This window comes from Stenotrophomonas sp. Nf1 (assembly GCF_003028475.1).
Taxonomy (GTDB): Bacteria; Pseudomonadota; Gammaproteobacteria; order Xanthomonadales; family Xanthomonadaceae; genus Stenotrophomonas.
On sequence record NZ_PYTV01000009.1, the window covers coordinates 184,642 to 204,899 of the forward strand.

At 67.0% G+C, this 20,258-nt stretch carries 18 protein-coding genes; 6 read left to right on the forward strand and 12 right to left on the reverse strand.

Going from position 1 to position 20,258, the window contains the following annotated elements; translation table 11 throughout:
* Positions 1-13: 13 nt before the first annotated feature.
* Genes C9412_RS16525 through C9412_RS16535 form a run of 3 tightly spaced genes read left to right on the forward strand, consistent with a single transcriptional unit; the run spans position 14 to position 5,689 of the window.
* The gene (locus C9412_RS16525; protein WP_107232641.1) at positions 14-1,267 is read left to right on the forward strand and encodes a TolC family protein; all 1,254 of its coding nucleotides are present in this window, start codon (positions 14-16) and stop codon (positions 1,265-1,267) included.
* The gene (locus C9412_RS16530) at positions 1,264-2,469 is read left to right on the forward strand and encodes an efflux RND transporter periplasmic adaptor subunit (protein WP_107232642.1); all 1,206 of its coding nucleotides are present in this window, start codon (positions 1,264-1,266) and stop codon (positions 2,467-2,469) included. Before C9412_RS16525 ends, C9412_RS16530 begins: the two co-directional genes overlap by 4 nt.
* 10 nt (positions 2,470-2,479) lie before the next feature.
* Positions 2,480-5,689 carry a CusA/CzcA family heavy metal efflux RND transporter gene (locus C9412_RS16535; protein WP_107232643.1) on the forward strand — a complete coding sequence of 1,070 codons (3,210 nt, stop codon included), beginning with the start codon at positions 2,480-2,482 and terminating at the stop codon, positions 5,687-5,689.
* Between the two features lie 132 nt (positions 5,690-5,821).
* On the opposite strand, the gene C9412_RS16540 is transcribed toward C9412_RS16535, so the two are convergent.
* The 8 genes from C9412_RS16540 to C9412_RS16575 form a co-directional block, all read right to left on the reverse strand.
* The gene (locus C9412_RS16540; RefSeq protein WP_107232644.1) at positions 5,822-7,594 is read right to left on the reverse strand and encodes a DUF885 family protein; all 1,773 of its coding nucleotides are present in this window, start codon (positions 7,592-7,594) and stop codon (positions 5,822-5,824) included.
* Positions 7,595-7,819: 225 nt separating this feature from the next.
* Positions 7,820-8,167, reverse strand: coding sequence for a lipid-A-disaccharide synthase N-terminal domain-containing protein (locus C9412_RS16545; RefSeq protein WP_162292089.1), 348 nt, complete (start codon positions 8,165-8,167; stop codon positions 7,820-7,822).
* Positions 8,167-8,889, reverse strand: a complete 723-nt coding sequence (locus tag C9412_RS16550; protein WP_049443806.1) for a glycosyltransferase family 2 protein — start codon at positions 8,887-8,889, stop codon at positions 8,167-8,169. The genes C9412_RS16545 and C9412_RS16550 overlap by 1 nt, the downstream gene beginning before the upstream one ends.
* Before the next feature lie 89 nt (positions 8,890-8,978).
* Positions 8,979-9,944, reverse strand: a complete 966-nt coding sequence (locus C9412_RS16555) for an NAD-dependent epimerase/dehydratase family protein (RefSeq protein ID WP_107232645.1) — start codon at positions 9,942-9,944, stop codon at positions 8,979-8,981.
* Positions 9,945-10,029: 85 nt separating this feature from the next.
* Positions 10,030-10,953 (reverse strand): ParB/RepB/Spo0J family partition protein, encoded by a 924-nt coding sequence (locus C9412_RS16560; RefSeq protein ID WP_008267278.1) that lies wholly within the window; start codon positions 10,951-10,953, stop codon positions 10,030-10,032.
* Positions 10,953-11,750: a ParA family protein gene (locus C9412_RS16565; RefSeq protein ID WP_106549809.1), complete on the reverse strand. Its 798-nt coding sequence runs from the start codon at positions 11,748-11,750 to the stop codon at positions 10,953-10,955. The genes C9412_RS16560 and C9412_RS16565 overlap by 1 nt, the downstream gene beginning before the upstream one ends.
* 113 nt (positions 11,751-11,863) lie before the next feature.
* Entirely contained in the window at positions 11,864-12,502 is a 639-nt protein-coding gene (gene rsmG / locus C9412_RS16570) for a 16S rRNA (guanine(527)-N(7))-methyltransferase RsmG (protein ID WP_012481632.1), read from the reverse strand.
* 52 nt (positions 12,503-12,554) lie between these two features.
* Positions 12,555-13,154 (reverse strand): 4'-phosphopantetheinyl transferase superfamily protein, encoded by a 600-nt coding sequence (locus tag C9412_RS16575; RefSeq protein WP_107232646.1) that lies wholly within the window; start codon positions 13,152-13,154, stop codon positions 12,555-12,557.
* Between the two features lie 84 nt (positions 13,155-13,238).
* Between C9412_RS16575 and C9412_RS16580 the strand changes: the two genes are divergently transcribed.
* Entirely contained in the window at positions 13,239-13,490 is a 252-nt protein-coding gene (locus C9412_RS16580) for a GlsB/YeaQ/YmgE family stress response membrane protein (protein ID WP_014648887.1), read from the forward strand.
* Between the two features lie 72 nt (positions 13,491-13,562).
* On the opposite strand, the gene xth is transcribed toward C9412_RS16580, so the two are convergent.
* The 3 genes from xth to C9412_RS20615 form a co-directional block, all read right to left on the reverse strand.
* Positions 13,563-14,330, reverse strand: coding sequence for an exodeoxyribonuclease III (gene xth / locus C9412_RS16585; RefSeq protein ID WP_107232647.1), 768 nt, complete (start codon positions 14,328-14,330; stop codon positions 13,563-13,565).
* A gap of 134 nt (positions 14,331-14,464) precedes the next feature.
* On the reverse strand, positions 14,465-15,874 hold the full coding sequence (locus tag C9412_RS16590; RefSeq protein WP_107232648.1) for a coniferyl aldehyde dehydrogenase: 1,410 nt from the start codon (positions 15,872-15,874) through the stop codon (positions 14,465-14,467).
* 134 nt (positions 15,875-16,008) lie between these two features.
* Entirely contained in the window at positions 16,009-16,737 is a 729-nt protein-coding gene (locus C9412_RS20615; protein ID WP_146160152.1) for a hypothetical protein, read from the reverse strand.
* A gap of 129 nt (positions 16,738-16,866) precedes the next feature.
* Between C9412_RS20615 and C9412_RS20620 the strand changes: the two genes are divergently transcribed.
* Together C9412_RS20620 and C9412_RS16605 are read left to right on the forward strand one after the other, a co-directional pair.
* The gene (locus tag C9412_RS20620) at positions 16,867-17,670 is read left to right on the forward strand and encodes a hypothetical protein (protein WP_146160151.1); all 804 of its coding nucleotides are present in this window, start codon (positions 16,867-16,869) and stop codon (positions 17,668-17,670) included.
* Between the two features lie 52 nt (positions 17,671-17,722).
* Positions 17,723-18,358, forward strand: coding sequence for a hypothetical protein (locus C9412_RS16605; protein ID WP_146160150.1), 636 nt, complete (start codon positions 17,723-17,725; stop codon positions 18,356-18,358).
* A 165-nt stretch (positions 18,359-18,523) separates the two neighbouring features.
* On the opposite strand, the gene C9412_RS16610 is transcribed toward C9412_RS16605, so the two are convergent.
* Positions 18,524-20,185 (reverse strand): MFS transporter, encoded by a 1,662-nt coding sequence (locus C9412_RS16610; protein ID WP_107232652.1) that lies wholly within the window; start codon positions 20,183-20,185, stop codon positions 18,524-18,526.
* Between the last annotated feature and the right edge of the window lie 73 nt (positions 20,186-20,258).

Here is a 20,258-nt window from a genome sequence, read left to right on the forward strand (position 1 = left end):
CCGGAATCCCCCTATGTCGATCCTGACACCTCGGTCGCTGCGTGCGGCCGGGCTGGTCGTCGCCGTGTTGCTGGGCCTGGCCCCGGCGGCATCGGTGATGGCGCAAGCCGCCCCCTCCTACGACACCCTGCTTGAACGCCTGGACCAGCTGCCCGGCACCCGTGTGGGTACGGCACTGGCCGAGGCCGCCGATGCGCGCGCCGACCAGGCCCGTGCGCTGCCCAATCCCTCCCTTTCCTGGTCGGCTGAAAACGCCTGGGGCTCCGGCACCTACCGCGGCATGGGCAAGGCCGACACCGTGCTCACCCTGTCCCAGCCGCTGGAGGTCTGGGGCCAGCGTGGCGCGCGTGTTCGTGCCGCCCGGGCCGAGGCACAAGCCGCTGCCCTGCGTGGTTCGCAGAGCCGCAGTGATGTCGCCAGCCAACTGGCGGCGGTCTACGCACAGGCGGAAAGTGCATTGCGTCGTTACGCCCTCGCCGGCGAAGCGCTGACCCTGACCCGCGACGATGCGGCTGCCGTCAATGCGATGGTCAAGCAGGGCCGCGAACCGCAGCTGCGCGCCGTGCAGGCACAGAGCGAAGTGGCCAACGCCACGGCGTCGCTGGATGAAGCACAGGCGTTCCGCGATGCCGCACTGGCCCGCCTGGCCGGTACCGCACTGCTGGATGCGCCGGTGCAGTCGATCGACAACAGCCTGCTCGACCGCGCGCCGCCGCTGCCGCGCGGTGCCACCGATACCGCGCTGGCGGTGCGCATCGCCGAAGCCGAAGCTGATGCGGCGGGCAAGCTGGTGGACGTGGAGCGCAAGCGCGCCCTGCCCGACCTCAGCGTCACCGCCGCGCAGACCCGCTTCCGCGAAGGCGGCGAGCGTGCCTACAACCTCGGGCTCAGCCTCAGCATCCCGCTGTTCGACCGCAACCGTGGCGGCATCCGCGCCGCCAACGCCGACCAGCGCGCGGCCGAAGCGCGGCTGGACCAGCAGCGCCGCGACAGCGAGGCCGAGCGCCTGTCTGCCGTAGCCGGGCTGAAGGCAGCTGGCAGCCGTACCCGCGCCGCCGATGAAAGCGTGGTCGCCGCCGAAGAGGCGTATCGCCTTGCACGCATCGGCTTCGACGCCGGACGCATCTCGCAGCTGGAACTGCGCAGCACACGCAGCGCCCTCATCGCCGCCCGCGGCACCGCCGTGGATGCGCGCTTGTCGCGCGTCGGCGCGGAAATCGATCTTGCCCGCCTGGAAGGGCGCGCACCTTTTGTGGAGGCCCCATGACTCTCTCCCGTTCCTTCTCCTTGATCGGCGGCCTCCTGCTGACCGTGTTCCTGGCTGGCTGCGCCGGCAACGCGCAGACGCCGGCGAATGAAGACCCCGCTGCGGCCAAGGCCGGCGCCGACGATGGCCACGGCCATGCCGCCGACAGCAAGGAGGCCAAGGCAGAAACCGCGAAGGCGCCGGCAGACGCCGATGAAGGCGTGGTACAGCTGACCCCGGAACAGATCAGGGCCTCCGGTATCGAAGTGGTTGCCGTCGGTCGTGGCGGTGGCGGTTCAACCCGCCTCGCCGGCCGGGTCGAGCCCTCGGTCGGTGCGCGTGCATCGGTGGCCTCCACCGTGACCGGCCGCGTCGAACGCGTGCTGGTTGCACCGGGCACCGCAGTGAAGCAGAACCAGGCACTGGCCATCGTGGTCAGCGGCGAGGCGGCGGTGTTCCGTGCCAACGCGCTGGCTGCATCGGCCGAGGCCGAGGCCGCGCGCCTGGCCTATGGCCGTGACAAGGCCCTGGTCGACCAGGGCGTGGTCGCGCGCCAGGAAATGGAAGCCTCGCGCGCACGTTCGCTGGCGGCACAGGCGCAGGCCGCTGCCGCGCAGGCGCAGGCCGCAGCCAACGGTGCGCCCGACGCCAGTGGTCGCGTGCGCATCACCAGCCCGGTGGCCGGCATCGTCGGCAACGTGCAGGTCACCCCGGGTGGCGTGGTCGCCGCCGGCAGCGCGGTGGCCGACGTCGCCGACCCGGCGATGAACGAGCTGGTGTTCACCGCACCGCCGGCGCTGGCCGCGCAGGTGACGCCGGGCATGAAGCTGGAAGTAAGCGTGCCGGGGGGCAGCTTCACCGCCACCGTTACCGGCTCGGCCGCCGATGTGCGCCAGCAGGGTGGCGTCGCGGTGATCCGCGCCACACCGGTGGATGCCTCGCTGCCGCCGGCCGGTTCGCCGGTGTCGGCGGTGGTGGTCACCGAAGGCCAGGACGGTTCGCTCAGCGTGCCCGCCGATGCGGTGCAGAACGTCGATGGCGGCAGCGCAGTATTCGTCGCCGTCGATGGCGGCTTCAAGGCGCAGCCGGTCCTGGCCGGACGCCGCGCCGGCGACCGCATCGAGATCCTCGGTGGGCTGACCGGAAACGAGCGCATCGTCGGTGCCAACGCCTTCCTGCTCAAGGCCGAACTGGCCAAGGGCGAAGCCGAGCACGGCCACTGAGGAGGCGACCATGTTCAAGCTGATCATTGAAACAGCGGTGCGCCACCGCTGGCTGGTGGTGTTCATGGCGGCGTTGATCGCTGCGGTGGGCCTGTTCCAGCTGGGCAAGCTGCCGATCGACGCGGTGCCGGACATCACCAACCGCCAGGTGCAGATCAACACGGTGGCGCCGGCGCTGACCCCGGAGCAGATCGAGCGGCAAGTGACTTACCCGCTGGAGACCGCGCTGGCCGGCATTCCCGGCCTGACCACCACCCGTTCGCTGTCGCGCAATGGCTTCTCGCAGGTGACCGCGATCTTCACCGATGCCACCGACATCTACTTCGCGCGCCAGCAGGTGGCCGAGCGCATGCGCGAAGCGGCCGATGACCTGCCCGATGGCGCATCGCCGATGCTGTCGCCGGTCACCACCGGCCTTGGCGAAGTGCTGATGTGGACGGTGGACTTCACCACGTTCGATCCAGCCAGGCTGGCCAAGCCCGGTGAAGCCGGCTGGCAGGCCGGTGAGGTCTACCGCACACCGGAAGGCAACCTGCTGCGCACGCCGGAAGAACGCGCGACCTACCTGCGTACCGTGCAGGACTGGATCATCGCGCCGCAGATGCGCTCCAGCCCGGGGCTGGCCGGTGTCGATACGGTCGGCGGCTACGTCAAGGAATACGGCGTGCATCCGGACAGCGCGCGGCTGGCCGCGCACGGCCTCGGCCTGGCCGACCTGGTCACCGCGCTGCAGCGTTCCAATGTGCAGGCCGGTGCCGGTTTCGTGCAGCGTGCCGGCGAAGGCCTGGTGGTACGTGCCGATGGCCTGGCGCTGACCACCGACGATCTTGCACAGGCGCCGGTGGCCACCCGCAATGGCGTGGTGGTGCGCGTGGCCGATGTGGCCACCGTGGAACTGAGCCGCGCGCCGCGCCTGGGTGCAGCCAGCCGCAACGGCCACGAAGCCGTGCTCGGTACCGCGCTGATGATTGCCGGTGGCAACAGCCGCACTGTGGCGCAGGCCGCTGCGGCGCGCCTTGAACAGGTGAACAAATCGCTGCCGGCCGACATCGTGGCCGCGCCGGTGCTGGACCGCAGCGTGCTGGTCAATTCGACCATCAAGACCGTGGCCAAGAACCTCACCGAAGGTGCGCTGCTGGTGGTGGTGGTGCTGTTCCTGCTGCTGGGCAACCTGCGTGCGGCGACGATCACCGCGCTGGTGATTCCGCTGTCGTTCCTGTTCGCAGTGATCGGCATGAACCGCTTCGGCATCAGCGGCAACCTGATGAGCCTGGGTGCGCTGGACTTCGGCATCCTGGTCGACGGTGCGGTGATCGTGGTCGAATCGACGCTGCTGATGCTGGGCCAGCGCCGCGCCGAACTGGGCCGTGCGCTGACCGCGATGGAACGCCTCCGCGTGGCCGCCGATTCGGCGCTGAAGATGGCGCGCCCGGCGGCCTTCGGCCAGCTGATCATCCTGCTGGTGTTCGCGCCGATCCTCACCCTGGAAGGTGTGGAGGGCAAGACGTTCCACCCGATGGCGGCCACCTTCATGCTGGCCCTGATCGGTGCCTTCATCTTCTCCTTCACCTTCGTGCCGGCGATGGCCGCGTTGCTGGTGCGCGAGCCCAAGGTGAAAGACGGCGATGCACACGCCGACGATGGCGAGCACGAAACCAAGCTGATCCGTGTGCTGCGCGCGCGCATCGAGCCGGTGGTGCGCAAGGCCGTGGCACACCCGCGCACGGTGCTGGCCGGTGCGGTGATGATGGTGGTGGTGGGCATCGGCTCGTTCTCGCTGCTGGGCCGCGAGTTCATGCCGACGCTGGATGAAGGCAACGTGGCGATGCAGGCCCTGCGCGTGCCATCGACCTCGCTGGAGCAGTCGCTGGCGATGCAGCTGGCGCTGGAAAAGGCGATCGCCAAACAGCCGGAAGTGGAAACCGTGTTCTCGCGCACCGGTACTGCCGAGGCGGCGATCGACCCGATGCCGACCAACATTTCCGACAGCGTGATCGTGCTGAAGCCGCGCAAGGACTGGCCCGATCCGAAGCTGGCCAAGGACGCACTGGTAGCGCGCTTCGAAAAACTGGCCGGGCAGCAGCTGGGCAACAGCTTCGAGTTCAGCCAGCCGATCGAGCTGCGCTTCAACGAGCTGATTTCCGGCGTGCGTACCGACCTGGCCGTAATGATCTTCGGCGATGACTTCAGCCAGCTGCAGAAGGTGGCCGACCAGGTGGCACTGAAGCTGCGCGCGGTGGATGGCGCGGCCGACGTGCGGGTGGAGCAGATCTCCGGCCTGCCCACGCTGAACGTGGCGATCGACCATGTGGCAGCGGCGCAGTACGGGCTGACCGCGGCGGATGTGAGTGATGCGTTGTCCACCGGCATCGGCGGTACTGCGGCCGGCAAGATCTTCGAAGGGGATCGCCGCTTCAACGTGGTGGTAAGGCTGGACGATGCCTCGCGCAACGATCCGGACCAGCTGGCGTCACTGCCGATCGCCACGCCGTCGGGGCTGGTGATTCCGCTGTCGTCGGTAGCGCGTATCACGGTCAGCGAAGGACCGAACCAGATCAGCCGCAACAACGGCAGCCGCCGCGTGGTGGTGCAGGCCAATGTGCGTGGGCGTGACCTGGGCGGCTTCGTCGGCGAGGCGCAGGCCGCCGTGGCCGACGTGGCACTGCCGCCGGGCGCCTACCTGACCTGGGGCGGCCAGTTCGAGAACCTGCAGCGTGCGGAGAAGCGGCTGGCGACGGTGGTGCCGGTGGTGTTCCTGCTGATCGGCAGCCTGCTGTTCATGGCCCTGCGCAGCGGCAAGGAAGCCATTCTGGTGTTCAGCTGCGTGCCGCTGGCACTGGTCGGTGGCATCCTCGCGCTGCTGCTGCGTGGCATGCCGTTCTCGGTATCGGCGGCGGTCGGCTTCATTGCCGTCTCCGGCGTGGCGACCTTGAACGGCCTGGTGCTGATGCAGGCGATCCGCGAACGCCTGGATGCCGGTGATCTGCCGCTGCAGGCGGCGATCAACGGTGCCTCCAGCCGCATCCGCGCGGTGCTGACCACGGCGCTGGTGGCGATCGTCGGCTTCATTCCGATGGCCATTGCCAGTGGTTCCGGTGCGGAAGTGCAGAAGCCACTGGCGACGGTGGTGATCGGCGGCCTGATCACCGCCACCGTACTGACCCTGCTGGTGCTGCCGACGTTTGCCGCGCGCGTGGCCAAGCCGCGGGCGGTGGGGTGAGCTGAGAGGGGGTCGGAGCCCTTTCCGTGGGAAAGGGATCCGACCCCGTGACCGGGTCGGATCCCCGCCCATCGGGCGGGGCTCTGACCCGATCCAGGTTGGCGGCCAGCGGCCGGCACTACCCTGGAATGGTCAGGCCTTCTTGCGCTCGGCGATGTACGCCTGGATCTGCTGTTCCAGCACCGGCAGCGGCACCGAGCCCTGCTTCAGCAGGGTGTCGTGGAAACCCTTGATGTCGAACTTGTCGCCCAGCTCCTTCTCGGCCTGCGCACGCAGGCGCACGATGGCGATCTCGCCCAGCTTGTAGCTCAGCGCCTGCCCCGGCCAGGAGATGTAACGGTCCACTTCGGTGGTCACTTCATGCTCGCTCAGCGCGGTGTGGTCGCGCAGGTAGGCCAGTGCCTGCTCGCGGGTCCAGCCCTTGCTGTGCACGCCGGTGTCGATCACCAGGCGCGCCGCACGCCACATTTCGTAGGTCAGGCGGCCGAAATCCTCGTACGGGGTTTCGTAGATGCCCATCTCCACGCCCAGCTTCTCGCAGTACAACGCCCAGCCTTCGCCATAGGCGGAAATGTAGGCGTTGCGGCGGAACTCGGGCAGGTTCTTCTGCTCGGCGGCGATGGCGCCCTGCAGCGCGTGGCCCGGATCGGATTCATGCAGGGTCAGCGCCGGCAGGTTGTACAGCGGGCGCGACGGCAGGTTGTAGGTGTTGAGCCAGTAGGTGCCCATGCCACCACGGCCGGCGGTCCAGAACGGCGCGATATCCGGCGGCACCGGCACGATGGTGAAGCGCGCGCGCGGCAGCGTCATGTACTTGCCGAGCTGGCCATCGGCACGCTTGGAAATCCACGCGGCACGCGACAGCAGCTCCTGCGGGGTCTTGGCGTAGAACTGCGGGTCGGTGCGCAGGAAGGTCAGGAACTCGGCGAAGCTGCCCTTGAACTTCACCTGCTTGATGATGTCGTTCATCTCGCCCTGGATGCGAGCGACTTCGTCCAGGCCGATGCGGTGGATCTCGTCCGGCGACAGGTCCAGCGTGGTGTATTCATGGATCTGCTGCTTGTAGTACGCCTTGCCATCGGGCATCGCTTCGGCGGCCAGGGTGGTGCGCGCCTGCGGCACGTACTCGTTGACGAAGAAGGTGCGCAGCTGCTGGAACGCCGGCACCACCTTGCCGCTGATCGCTTCACGCGCCTGCGCCTGCAGCTTGGCCTGCTCGGCGGCCGGAATGCTGTTGGGCAGCTTCTTGAACGGCGCGTACAGCGGCGATTCGGTCGGGTCCATCAGCTCGGCGACGGTGGCGATGGACACCTCGCGGCCATCGAGCACCGCACGCGGCACGCTGAAGCCACGCTTCAGGCCGGCGCGCATGTTCTCGGTCTGCTGGCCGAAGTAGCGCGGCACATCATTCAGGCGGGCGATGTAGTTCTGGTAGTCCTGCGCGGTCTTCATCTCGCGCCGGGCCATGAAGGACAGGTTGGACCAGAACGAGGAGTCGGCGTTGAACGGCATCTCGTAGCCGCGCAGGCGCACTTCCTCGGCCAGGTTGAACACCTGGTCGTGGTAGATCGCGTAGTTGACCTGGTTGTCGGCCGACAGGGTCTTCGGGTCGATCTTCTTCAATGCGGCCAGGGTTTCGTCCCAGACCTTCAGGCGCGCCTGCTGCGCGGCCGGGCCGACGTCGGGCATGCGGGTGGCATTGGCCGGCGCGTCTTCATCTTCGCTGGCCTCGCCGCCGCCTTGCTGGCGCCACTTCCATTCCTTCTCATACAGCGCGCGGAAGGCGGCATCGGCAGGCGATTCGGTGGCCACGCTGGCTGGCGCGGCAGCGGCGGGCGGCGCGGCCAGGGCCACGGCGGGGGCGGACAGGGCGATCAGCAGGGCAACGGCAAGACGGGTTTTCACGAGCACAGGTTCCCGGGAAGGCAGACCCCGATCATGGCACCGCCCACCGCCGGTGGCATGGGACGAAGGTCCTGCCTGCAGCGCCGTAGGCGCGTGGTAGAGCCGACTGGGTAGAGCCGACTGTTAGTCGGCTGCTCTCCCGCCAGACGTGGCAAAGTCCGCGCTCCGCGCGAAAGTCGACTGACAGTCGACTCTACACACGGCAGACCGCATCCCGGCGCAGCCTCAATGGCTGGCCCTGTCGCGCTTCCAGCCGCGGTGCTTGATGTCCAGGTGCAGGCTGTACAGCGCGGTGAACGCCGGGAACAGGTTCTGCAGCACACCCACCGAGTCCTGCTTGGCCGAGAACAGGAAGTAGCTCAGCGTCATCAGGCTGCCGACCACGCTCATGTACCAGAACAGGCGCGGGATGACCGGCTTGCCGGCGCGCTTGGAGGCGATGAACTGGACCAGCCAGCGGCCGCCGAACATCAGCGCGCCGGTGTAGCCGATCAGCTTCCAGCCGGTCACGTGCAGGCCGGTCCAGTACAGCCAGGTCAGCGGCTGGTCCAGCCAGTGCAGCTCCAGATCCATCAACGCTCCTCCACCGCGGTGCGCTTGCTGCGGGTGATCAGCCAGGCCACGCCGCGCAGGTCGCGGATGCCGACCAGCGCGCGGCCCAGGTTGTTGTACTTGGACACGCCGGCCGTACGGTGGCGGTGGTTGACCGGCACGCTGGTGGTCTTCCAGCCGGCGCGCTGCATCAGCGCCGGCAGGTAGCGGTGCATGTGGTCGAAGTACGGCAGGTCGAGGAACGCGCTGCGCTCGAACAGCTTGATGCCGCAGCCGGTATCGGGGGTGTCGTCGCGCAGCATGCGTGCGCGGATGGCGTTGGCCCAGCGGCTGGCCCAGCGCTTGCTGCCGCTGTCCTGGCGGTTGACGCGCCAGCCGGCGAACAGCTTCACCTGCGCCTCGGCGGCATCGCGCGCGGCCAACAGCTTGGGAATATCGGCCGGATCGTTCTGGCCGTCACCATCGAGAGTGGCGATCCAGGGCGCCCGTGCATGCTTGACGCCGGTGCGCACGGCGGTGCTCTGCCCGCTCTGGTTCACGTGGTGCAGCACCCGCAGTTCCGGCGTGGTCGCCTTCAGGCCCTGCAGCACGGCCAGGGTGTCATCGCGCGAGTGGTCGTCGATGTAGACGATCTCGAACGGCAGACGGCCGCGCAGCGCAGCGGTGATTTCAGCGACCAGCGGTGCGACGTTGTCACGCTCGTTGAACACCGGAACGACAACGGAAAGCTCGGGTTGGCTCATAAGGCACTCGGCCAAAGGGAAACAAAGACCGCGCATTCTCCGAAACCGAGGTTATCCGAAGATGAACCCGGCGGCGTGAGGATCCCTCCTCAGGCGCGGTCGCCAAAATACTCGCGGCACCACGCCACGACGGGCGGCAGGCCTTGTTCGATCGGGGTCACCGCATCGAAGCCGAAAGCGTCATGGGCGCGCCGGGTATCGGCCATCGTGCGCACCATGTCGCCGGGCTGCATGGGCTTGTAGACCTTCTGCGCAGGACGGCGGGCCGCCTGCTCGATCACGCCGATGAAGCGCTCCAGCTCGACCGGCGTATGGTTGCCGAGGTTGAACACCCGGTGCGGCACCGGACCATCGGCCGGATGCGCGAGCGCGCCGAGGATACCGGCCACGATGTCGGAAACATGTGTGAAATCGCGCTGCATGCGACCTTCGTTGAACACGTCGATCGGCCGCCCGGCCAGCACCGCGCGCGAGAACAGCAGCGGCGCCATGTCCGGCCGGCCCCACGGGCCATACACGGTGAAGAAGCGCAGGCCGGTGGCGTGCAGGCCGTACAGCTGCGCATAGGTGTAGGCCATCAGCTCGTTGGCGGCCTTGGTGGCCGCGTACAGCGAGCGCGGCTGGTCCACGCGCTGGTCTTCGGAGAACGGCGGCGTGGCCGAATCGCCATACACCGAGCTGCTGGAGGCATACACCAGGTGCTGCACGCCGCGATGGCGGCACAGCTCGAGCATGTTGACGAAGCCGACCAGGTTGCTGTCGACGTAGGCCTGCGGGTTTTCCAGCGAGTAGCGCACGCCGGCCTGTGCGGCCAGATGGATCACGGCGGTCGGCTGCACCTCATCGAACAGCGCGGCCAGGCCGTCGCGGTCGGTCAGGTCCAGTGTGCGCAGGTCCAGCGCCGGGCACAGCGCAGCCACGCGATCACGCTTGATCTGCGGGTCGTAGTAGTCGTTGAAGTTGTCCAGGCCGACCACGGCCTGACCGGCCTCCAGCAGCGCGCGGGCGGTGTAGGCACCGATGAAGCCGGCAGCGCCGGTGAGCAGGATGGTCATCGCGGGTCTCGATCAAAGCGCCCCGCTGCCAACGGCGTGGCCGACGTCGCGGGGATGCGTCGGCCCGCGTGATGTGGCGCCGGGCTCAGCCCTGGCGCGTACGCAGCTTTTCCAGCACGCCGTCCAGGGTGTCCAGGTCGGTGTAATGGATGATCAGCTTGCCCTTGCCGCCACGGCCGTGATTGATCGCGACCTTGGCGCCGAGCGCTTCGGACAGCTCGGTTTCCAGCGAGGCGATGTCGGCCTGCTGCACCTTCGGCGTGGCCACCGGGCGGTTGCTCGGCACCTTGCCGGCGGCGAAGGCCTGCGCACGGCGCTCGACCTCGCGCACCGACCAGCCTTCATCGGCCGCTTCCTGCGCCAGCTTGCCGGCCAGCTCGGGGGCCAGGGTCAGCAGCGCGCGGGCGTGGCCCATTTCCAGACGGCGGGTTTCCAGCAGCAGGCGGATCGCCACCGGCAGCTCCAGCAGGCGCAGCAGGTTGGACACCGCCGCGCGCGAGCGGCCGACGGCCTCGGCGGCCTCGGCGTGGGTGAGAGTGAACTCGCTGATCAGGCGCTGCAGCGCCTCGGCTTCTTCCAGCGGGTTGAGGTCTTCGCGCTGGATGTTCTCGATCAGCGCCATCGCGATGACGGTGCGGTCTTCCAGCTCGCGCACCACCACCGGCACTTCGTCCAGGCCGGCCAGCTGCGAAGCGCGCCAGCGGCGTTCACCGGCGACGATTTCGTAGTTGCCCGCCGGCAGCTGGCGCACCAGGATCGGCTGGATCACGCCCTGCGACTTGATCGAATCGGCCAGCTCGGACAGCTTGCCCTCGTCCATTTCGCGGCGCGGCTGGTACTTGCCCGGCTGTAGCTGGCCCACGGCCAGCTTGCGCAGCACCTCACCCGGCAGCGGCTCGATCACCGCGGTGGTGGCCTGCACCTGGCTGACCGCGCCTTTCGGGCCCAGCAGCGCATCCAGGCCACGGCCGAGGCCCCGCTTCTTGGCTGCCGGCTTGCTGCTGGTCATCAGACGGTCTCCACGGCCTTGGCGGCCTTGTTGCGTTCGTTGTTGCGGCGGATGATCTCGCCGGCCAGGCCCAGGTAGGCGACGCCACCGCGCGAGGCGCGGTCGTAGCCGACGATGCTCTGGCCGTGGCTGGGTGCCTCGGCCAGGCGCACGTTGCGCGGCACGATGGTGCGGAACACGCGGTCGCCGAAGTGCTCGGTGAGCTCGGCCGACACCGCGTTGGCCAGGTTGTTGCGCACATCGAACATGGTGCGCAGCACGCCTTCGATCTCCAGCGCCGGGTTCAGGCTGGTGCGCAGCGCTTCGATGGTTTCCACCAGCGCGCTCAGGCCTTCCAGTGCGTAGTACTCGCACTGCATCGGCACGATCACCGAATCGGCAGCGGCCAGCGCGTTGAGCGTCAGCAGCGACAGCGCCGGCGGGCAGTCGATCAGGATGAAGTCGTACTCCTCGCGGATCGGCGCCAGCGCACGCTTCAGGCGCTGCTCGCGCTCGCTCTCGCCCATCAGCTGGATCTCGGCCGCAGTCAGGTCGATGTTGCCGGGCAGCAGGTCGTAGCCCTCGGCGGTCTGCACGCGCACGTCGGCGGCGCTGTTCTCGCCGAGCAGCAGATCGCAGGTGGAGGCGGCCAGCTCGCGCTTGTCCACGCCGCTGCCCATGGTCGCGTTGCCCTGCGAATCAAGGTCGACCAGCAGCACGCGCTTGGGTGCGTTGGCCAGGGAAGCGGCCAGGTTGACGGCGGTCGTGGTCTTGCCGACGCCACCCTTCTGGTTGGCGATGGCGATGATGCGGGCCATGCAGGTGTGCCTCGTCGACGGATGGTTGGGACCGGTCATTATGCGTACAACCGGCCCCGGGCGGAAATCGTGAATCGCCAACCCGTTGTTCCACAAGGGGCTGGCGACGGCAATCAAGGACCTGTAACGGTGACCAGGTGACGTTCGCCGGCCAGGCCGGGCACGCTCAGCGGGGTCACCTCGCGCACCTGCCAGCCGGCCGGCAGCTCCGCGATCTCCTCATGGGGATAGACGCCTTTCATGGCCAGCAGTACGCCACCAGGGCGCAGCAGGTGGCCGCCGACACGGACGATGCCGGCCAGGGTGTCCATCGCGCGCGCGGTCAGCTGGTCGTAGCGACCAGCCTCGTCCAGCGCCTCGGCACGCGATTCGGCCACGCGGGCATTGCCCAGGCCGAGCTGGCGCACCGCCTCGCGCATGAAGCGGGCCTTCTTGCCGTTGCTTTCCACCAGGGTGACCTGCAGGCCCGGGCAGGCGATGGCCAGCGGGATGCCGGGCAGGCCGGGGCCGGTACCGAGATCGGCCAGGCTGCCATCGGCCACGAACGGCTGCATCGCCAGCGAGTCGAGCAGGTGGCGGGTGACCATCTCCTGCGGGTCGCGGATAGCGGTGAGGTTGTAGGTGCCGTTCCAGCGGTGCAGCAGGGCCAGGTAGCGCAGCAGCGGCGGCGCCAGCGCGGCGTCCAGGCCCATGCTGGCCAGGCCCTGTTCCAGCGTGGCGGCCACGCTGGCGGGAAGTGGGTGTTCGCTCATGCCGGCATTATCGCCGGTTTTGCACGCTGATTCCCCGCTTCGGTGCGCGGCGTCAATCGGCATGCCAGGCCAATGCGGCGCGGAACTGCCCGGTGGCCTGCCACTCATGCAGATGCCAGCGCACGGCCTCGCCCAGTTCCGGGTCGCACCAGCGCAGGTGCAGGGCGCCATCGGCCCCTGGCGCCAGCTGCAGGCGGTGCAGGCCGAACGAGATACCCTGCCCGTGGGCCTTGAGCATCGCCTCCTTGGCGCACCACACGCGGAAGAACCAATGCTCGCGGCCGGCCTCGTCCAGGCTTTCCAGCCAGGCCACCTCGGCGGGGTGGAAGAAGCGCTGCACGATCTCCAGCAGCCGCGCGCGCGGCCGCAGCAGCTCCAGGTCGACGCCCAGGCGGACGCCCTCGCCCAGCGCCACCAGCAGCACCTCGCCGCTGTGGCTCCAGCCGGTGCCGTAGTGGGCCAGCGCGCCGCTCAGCTCCGGCCGGCCCTTGTCGTCGCGGACCAGCGGCAGCGTCTCCGGATCGGTGCCCAGTGCCTGTGCCAGTACCTGGCGTGCCTGCGGTTCGCCGCGCTGGCCGGGCACGTGCGGGCGCCGCCAGACCGTGACCGGGCCGAAGCGCCAGGGGCCGTCGAGGGTGGCTGGCAGGCTCATCCGCACGCGCCCATCACGCAATTGCACGACGGGTTCACGGCCGAGCGCGTCAACTGGTCACAGTTTCCCACCGGAGGTTCGATCATGGGCATCATCATCTGGCTGATCGTCGGCGGCATCGTAGGCTGGCTGGCCAGCATCATCATGAAGCGTGATGCCCAGCAGGGCATCATCCTCAACATCGTGGTCGGCATCGTCGGCGCGCTGATTTCCGGCTGGCTGTTCGGCGGCGGCATCAACGAAGCGATCACCCTCCGCACCTTCCTGTTCTCGCTGATCGGTGCGGTGATCCTGCTGGCGATCGTCAACCTGTTCACCCGCAAGAGCATACGGTGATCTGAGGGTCGTGCCGGCCGCTGGCCGGCAGGCGTTGCAGAACGGGCCCGGCAATCGTCGGGCCCGGTTCATTCATCCCAATTGCACCCACGCCGGCGCATGGTCGCTCGGGCGTTCCCAGGTGCGCGGCTCGCGATCAATGCCCGACGCCACCGCGCTGGCCTTCAGCGCATCGGAGACCAGGGTCAGGTCGATGCGCAGGCCCAGGTTGCGGCGGAAGCCGGCCGCGCGGTAATCCCACCAGCTGAACACGCCGGCTTCGTCGTTGTGCAGGCGGAAGCCATCGTGCAGCCCCAGCTGCAGCAGCTTGTTGAGTGCACCGCGCTCGGCGGTGGAGGTGAGGATGTGGTTCTCGTTCCACACCTCCGGGTCGTGCACGTCGCGCGCATCCGGGGCGATGTTGAAGTCGCCCATCACGATCAGCTTCGGGTGGCGCTGCAGTTCTTCGGCGATCCACGCGTGCACCGCCTCCAACCAGCGCAGCTTGTAGTCGTATTTGTCGGTACCGATGTCCTGGCCGTTGACCACGTACAGGTTGATCACGCGCAGGTCGCCAAAGGTGCCGGCGATGACACGCTTCTGCTCGTCCTCGAAGCCGGGAATGCCGATCTGCACGTCCTGCGCCGGCTCACGCGACAGCAGGGCCACGCCGTTGTAGGTCTTCTGGCCGGCGAACACGCTGCGGTAGCCCGCGGCGATCAGCGCCGAATCGGGGAACTTGTGGTCCTCCAGCTTGGTTTCCTGGATACCGACGATGTCCGGGCCGAACGCCTTGAGCCACTGCTCCAGGTGCGGCAGGCGGACATTGAGCGAATTGACGTTCCACGAGGCGATCTTCATAGGGGCATTCTACCCGGCCCTGCTTTGGTAGGCGCCAACCTTGGTTGGCGCGTGGATGCCCCGTGTGCCAACCAGGGTTGGCACCTACCGGTAGTGCCGGCCGCTGGCCGGCAACCCCATGAACCCCAGCGACGTTACCGCAGCAGGAACCGCAACAACCCCGCAATCCTCGAATACGGCGGCCGCAGCCGGTCACTGGCCGCCCAGCGCGACTGCCACAGCACCGGCAGCCGCTTGCTCATCGCATCGAAGCCGGCCCGGCCGTGGTAGGCGCCCATGCCGCTGGCGCCCACCCCGCCAAACGGCAGGCCATCAGCAGCGAAGTGCAGCAGCGTGTCATTCACCGTCACCCCGCCCGCCACCACCTGGCCTAGGATGCGCTCCACCGTCGCCGTGTCATGGCTGAAGGGGTACAGCGCCAACGGCCGGTCGCGCGACAGTACATCAGCCAGCGCCGCCTCCAGGTCCGGATAAGCGCGCACCGGCAGGATCGGGCCGAAGATCTCCTCGCGCATCAGTTCCAGGTCGTCGGGCGGGTCCAGCACCACGGTCGGCACCAGCAGGCGCTCGCGGTCGGCACGCGCCTCATCCACCTGCGCCAGCGGGATGACCGGCACGCCGCGTTCGCGCGCCTGCGCCAGATAGCCCTGCAGGCGCCGGTACTGGCCGTCGTTGATGATCCGCGTGTAGTCGCCGGCATCGCTGAAATCGCCGTAGCGTTCGCGCACCTGCTGCTGCAGCGCCTGTACGAACTCGCGCTGGCGCGCGGTATCGATCAGCACGTAATCCGGCGCGATACAGGTCTGCCCTGCGTTGAACCACTTGCCGGTGGCCAGCCGCGCGGCGGCCTTTTCCAGTGGGAAATCGTGGCAGACGATGGCCGGCGACTTGCCACCCAGTTCCAGCGTGACCGGCACCAGATGCTCGGCGGCCGCCGCCATCACCTTGCGGCCAATGGCCGTCGAGCCGGTGAACAGCAGATGGTCCAGCGGCAGCGAGGACACCGCCGCGGCCACGTCCGCCCCACCCTGCACCACCGCCACGCGTTCGGGCGGAAACACGCTGGCCAGCAGATCGGCCAGGAACGCGCTGGTGCGCGGGGTATGTTCGGACGGCTTCAACAGCACGTGGTTGCCTGCGGCGATGGCGGTGGCCAGCGGCACCAGTGCCAGCGTGACCGGGTAGTTCCAGGGCGAGATCACCCCGACCACGCCCAGCGGCGTCGGCCGCAGCTGCGCGCGCGCCGGCCACAGTCGCCAGCCCGCACCCACCCGCTGCGGTTTCGACCAGCGCCGCAGGTGGCGGCGCAGGTGGTCGATGGCTGACAGCACGCTCATGCCATCGGCCAGTTTCGATTCAACGTGGGCGCGGTGGCCGAAGTCTTCGGCGATGGCCGCAGCCATTTCATCCAGGCGCGCCTTCAGTGCGTCGCGCAGGCGCCGCAGGTCGTGCTCGCGCTGGTCGAGCGTGGGCCGCTGCGAATGCCAGGCGCTGCGCAGGGTGTGCAGGAGGGCGGGGAGGTCGGCCGGGGTGATGGTGGTCATGGGCCGACTATACGGCGTGCCGCATTATCCGACGGGGTCAGATCCTTTTCGCGCGCGAAAGGGATCTGACCCCATGAACCGTATGGCCGAGACCCCTGGAAACCCGGAGGTGCCGACCGTTGAGTCACACAGGCCTACTCAGGCTCATGCTCCAACTGCCACTCACGCAGGATCTCGACCTCCCTTGCAATCAGCATCGACTCTGCTGCCGGGGCATCGGAGAAACCTTCGCCTGACATTGGAGTCATCCGCAGCGGGGCACTTGGGGTGCCTACGAAGAAATGGGGTGTAAAGCAGTAGGGTGCATCACCGGCCTCGGTGGGCTGCTTCATCAACGTCGCAAAGACCGCATTGATCGGCATTTTCGGTTTGATGCCAGAGCACCACGGTTGCGACGTGAATGTGTCAGGAACGCGCTCACCATAACGATTGAACTCAACAACACCGGACACTTTGCCCAGGGTGACGCGGCGCACCCGAGGTACATCGTCCTTCAATCCTGTTTCGACCAGCCAGCCGGAATTGTCATGCGAAGTGCAACTACAGTCGCAGGTCACCAACGTTGCATTGGGTACAGCGTCGTTCCAGGACAACCAGACCTTCTCCGTCTCGCATGCTTCCCGGATCGCGGGTGATCTGCGCTCTATCTGGGCGCTACCTTGTCGATTCCCGGCGACGAGTGATTCCACTACCCGAGGGTGGCCTGAAAGCACCCTGCGCGCCTGCGCGTAGTCCATTCCGTCCCGCACGACAGGCGCTTTGTCGGTGCCATCTGTGTTGGTGCGCTGGTCGGCGCCGTTGTTACCGTGATGGCCGCTGCGAGAGAAAGGCGGTGCATGGCCGGTTCCGATTCGATGAATCACGCATGCTATGCGAAACGGTGGTACATGACGCGAAGTCGGGCCGTTCGCGTCATAGATTGTCAGTCCCGCCTACAACGCCCACTCTGCCGCGCGTCTGGATGCACCACCTTGCCCCTACACGATAGAACGATGTGCAAATTCGTACTTGTTTCATGGTCATACGGCATCGATGTCCTGAAAGTCGTGTACTTCCACCACTGCGAACATGAAGTGATGCGACAGGTGCATGCCTTCTTCATCGGATGCCTTCTCGTTGCCGGATCCGTCGATACCCACGCGCAGCCCATTGATTCCAAAGATGCTGTCCTGGACTTCGAGCGCGACCACATCGCGCTGGTGGGCGACCGCCTGGCCGCCCTCGTCGGCGAGCTCGATGGCGATGCCACGCCCGGCGCCAGCATCGGCACGGTGCTCAACGCACTCGCGGACAGGCTGGAACGAACGATCTGCCGGCGACAGACTCCTGTCGATGAGCCCTCAAGATCGACCGTAGTCTGCGATGCCCCTGATGTAGAGAGCCTCTTTCCCCACTACGCGGCCCTGCGCCGAACGACGACACCGGCAGAACACGAGCAGCGCGGCCGTCGCCTTCTGGATGCCTATGTCACATTGCTGAAGGATGCACCGGATGTCGTCCTCACACGACCACGCGGAGATGAAGCGGTGGACGGGCTGTTGCACTTGCTCTTTCCGTTCGAAGCTTGGAACGAGAGGCTGAACATCCCACGCCATGAGGTGCACTTCCCATTTGTTCCTGTATGCAACCTCGTTGTAGCCCGCGCTGCGCGTTGTCCGGGATCCGATCAGTTGCTCATTCAGATTGGGCAGGCAGGCGACGAAAGTGAACAGCGCTTGTTCTGCATCAAGGAGTTCTCAAGGCGGCAACTGGCGGAAGAGGGTGACTGCATGGAAATGGCCGCCACAAGCCCCTAATGCCCATCGCGCCCCTCGCCTGCAAATGAAGGCTTCCTGGAGAATGAACTTGTTGAGCTTGATCTTCACCGTGCTCGCAACACTGGTTTCAACGGAGGATGCGAAGACTGACAGCGGGGAACTGGTACACGCTGGCAGCAATATCACACTGCGATACGACGGTGAGCAGAGCGGTCGTTACCGGAACCTGTCTGTGATGAAGCAGGGCAAGCTGGTGCGCCGTTTGGAGATGAGTGCGCGATCTCACACGCTGTTCGAGCACAATACCCAGCCGATGACATCTCCTGACGGTCGATACGTGCTGATCACCGAGTTGGAATCCGGTCAGCTTGGATTTCCGGATGGGCGCCGTTCTGAGCACGAAAGGCAATACTGCGGATTCATCGACACGTTCAGCGGCTGCCTGCTCGCGCGTCAGACCGGGCAATTCTGTGGAGGGCAGTTCAATGACGCTGGCATCTGGGTATCTCCGGCCTTCCCTGACCTGGCCGTCGCGGATGGGCGCCCTACCGCAGAGGACTATGCCTCAGGCCGCCTGAGCCCATCGGATGCACCCGATAGTTCCCTCGACAACCTTCTGCGCTGCGACCCGCCAGGTCCAGTAAACATGGACTACTACAGGACGCTGATCGATGCCGGAATTTTCGAGTTCACGCCTTCGCAGAGAGCGGCGCTGTATGGCGGGTAGAGTCGACTGTCAGTCGACTATCGCGCGCAGCGCGGGGTTTTCAGAGGTACCGCCAACAGCAGTCGACTAACAGTCGACTCTACCCCGCCTCATCTACCGCATTTCCACAAACAGAAAGGCCGCGGTCTGCACCGCGGCCTCTCTTTCATCCGATGACCATCATTCCTACTTGGTGATATCCACGTCCTTGGTCTCGCGCAGGAACAGGCCGCCGATCACCACCGACATCAGCGCGATGATGATGGGGTACCACAGGCCGTAGTACAGGTTGCCGGTACCGGCTACCAGCGCGAACGAGATCGCCGGAAGGAAGCCACCGAACCAGCCGTTGCCGATGTGGTACGGCAGCGACATCGAGGTGTAGCGGATGCGGGTCGGGAACAGTTCCACCAGGTAGGCAGCGATCGGGCCGTAGACCATGGTCACGTACAGCACCAGCAGCCACAGCATGAACACCGTGCCGGCGATGTTGATGCGCGCGCCGTCGGCCTTGGCCGGGTAGCCGGCGGTGGTCAGGGCGGTCTTCAGTTCCGCACCGAACGCATCGGCCTTGGCCTTGCCTTCTTCCTTGGTCAGGCCAGCGGCTTCATACGAGGTGACGCTGGCGCTGCCCACGTTCACCATCGCCAGCGAACCGGCGGCGGCAGGCTGCACGTCATACGGCACGCCGGCTTTGGTCAGCGCAGCGGTGGCCACGTCGCAGGAGCTGGTGAACTTGCGCAGACCCACCGGATCGAACTGGAACGAGCAGGTGTTCGGATCGGCCACGACCAGTGCCGGCGAGCTGCTGCGGGCCTCTTCGATGGCCGGGTTGGCGAAGTGGGTCAGGCCCTTGAAGATCGGGATGTAGGTGACGGCGGCCAGCAGGCAGCCGGCCAGGATGATCTTCTTGCGGCCGATACGGTCGGACAGCCAGCCGAAGAAGATGAAGAACGGCACGCCCAGCGCCAGCGCCGCGGCAATCAGCAGATAGGAGGTGGTGGCGTCGACCTTCAGCATGCTGCTGAGGAAGAACAGCGCGTAGAACTGGCCGCCGTACCAGACCACGGCCTGACCAGCCGCCGCACCGAGCAGGACCAGCAGCATCAGCTTCAGGTTGCCGCCCTTCAGGCTGTCACGGAACGGGGTCTTGGAGCCCTTGCCTTCCGACTTCATCTGCTGGAACAACGGCGACTCGCTCAGCTGCAGGCGGATCCACACCGAGATGCCCAGCAGCAGGATCGAGACCAGGAACGGAATGCGCCAGCCCCAGGCTTCGAAGGCCTCATTGCCCAGGAAGTAGCGGCAGGCCAGGATGATCAGCAGCGACATGAACAGACCCAGCGTGGCGGTGCACTGGATGAAGCTGGTGTACAGGCCACGCTTGTCGTCCGGGGCATGCTCGGCCACGTAGGTGGCGGCACCACCGTACTCGCCGCCCATCGCCAGGCCCTGGGCCAGGCGCAGCACGATCAGGATCACCGGCGCGGCGAAGCCGATCGAGGCGTAATTGGGCAGCACGCCGACCAGGAAGGTCGAGATGCCCATGATCAGGATCGTGACCAGGAAGGTGTACTTGCGGCCGATGCGGTCGCCAAGGCTGCCGAAGAAGGCCGCGCCGAACGGACGCACGAAGAAGCCGGCGGCAAACGCCAGCAGGGCGAAGATCATGCCCGTGGTTTCATTGACGCCACTGAAGAACTGCTTGGCGATGATGGCCGCGAGCGAGCCGTACAGGAAGAAGTCATACCACTCGAAGACCGTGCCGAGGCTCGAGGCGAAGATGACTTTCTTGTGGCCCTGGGTCAGGGTGCCCGCTTTGTGTGCGGAGCTGGGTGTGCTGGACATGGGACATTTCCCTCTGTAGGTGCCGACCTTGGTCGGTGGGTGCCGACCGTGGGTCGGCACTCAATTCGGTAGG

Coding starts and splice junctions, on each gene's coding strand:
- C9412_RS16525 (WP_107232641.1), top strand. CDS start 14: ATGTCGATCCTGACACCTCGGTCGCTGCGTGCGGCCGGGCTGGTCGTC.
- C9412_RS16530 (WP_107232642.1), top strand. CDS start 1,264: ATGACTCTCTCCCGTTCCTTCTCCTTGATCGGCGGCCTCCTGCTGACC.
- C9412_RS16535 (WP_107232643.1), top strand. CDS start 2,480: ATGTTCAAGCTGATCATTGAAACAGCGGTGCGCCACCGCTGGCTGGTG.
- C9412_RS16545 (WP_162292089.1), bottom strand. CDS start 8,167: ATGGATCTGGAGCTGCACTGGCTGGACCAGCCGCTGACCTGGCTGTAC.
- C9412_RS16550 (WP_049443806.1), bottom strand. CDS start 8,889: ATGAGCCAACCCGAGCTTTCCGTTGTCGTTCCGGTGTTCAACGAGCGT.
- C9412_RS16555 (WP_107232645.1), bottom strand. CDS start 9,944: ATGACCATCCTGCTCACCGGCGCTGCCGGCTTCATCGGTGCCTACACC.
- C9412_RS16560 (WP_008267278.1), bottom strand. CDS start 10,953: ATGACCAGCAGCAAGCCGGCAGCCAAGAAGCGGGGCCTCGGCCGTGGC.
- C9412_RS16565 (WP_106549809.1), bottom strand. CDS start 11,750: ATGGCCCGCATCATCGCCATCGCCAACCAGAAGGGTGGCGTCGGCAAG.
- rsmG (WP_012481632.1), bottom strand. CDS start 12,502: ATGAGCGAACACCCACTTCCCGCCAGCGTGGCCGCCACGCTGGAACAG.
- C9412_RS16575 (WP_107232646.1), bottom strand. CDS start 13,154: ATGAGCCTGCCAGCCACCCTCGACGGCCCCTGGCGCTTCGGCCCGGTC.
- C9412_RS16580 (WP_014648887.1), top strand. CDS start 13,239: ATGGGCATCATCATCTGGCTGATCGTCGGCGGCATCGTAGGCTGGCTG.
- xth (WP_107232647.1), bottom strand. CDS start 14,330: ATGAAGATCGCCTCGTGGAACGTCAATTCGCTCAATGTCCGCCTGCCG.
- C9412_RS16590 (WP_107232648.1), bottom strand. CDS start 15,874: ATGACCACCATCACCCCGGCCGACCTCCCCGCCCTCCTGCACACCCTG.
- C9412_RS20620 (WP_146160151.1), top strand. CDS start 16,867: ATGTGCAAATTCGTACTTGTTTCATGGTCATACGGCATCGATGTCCTG.
- C9412_RS16610 (WP_107232652.1), bottom strand. CDS start 20,185: ATGTCCAGCACACCCAGCTCCGCACACAAAGCGGGCACCCTGACCCAG.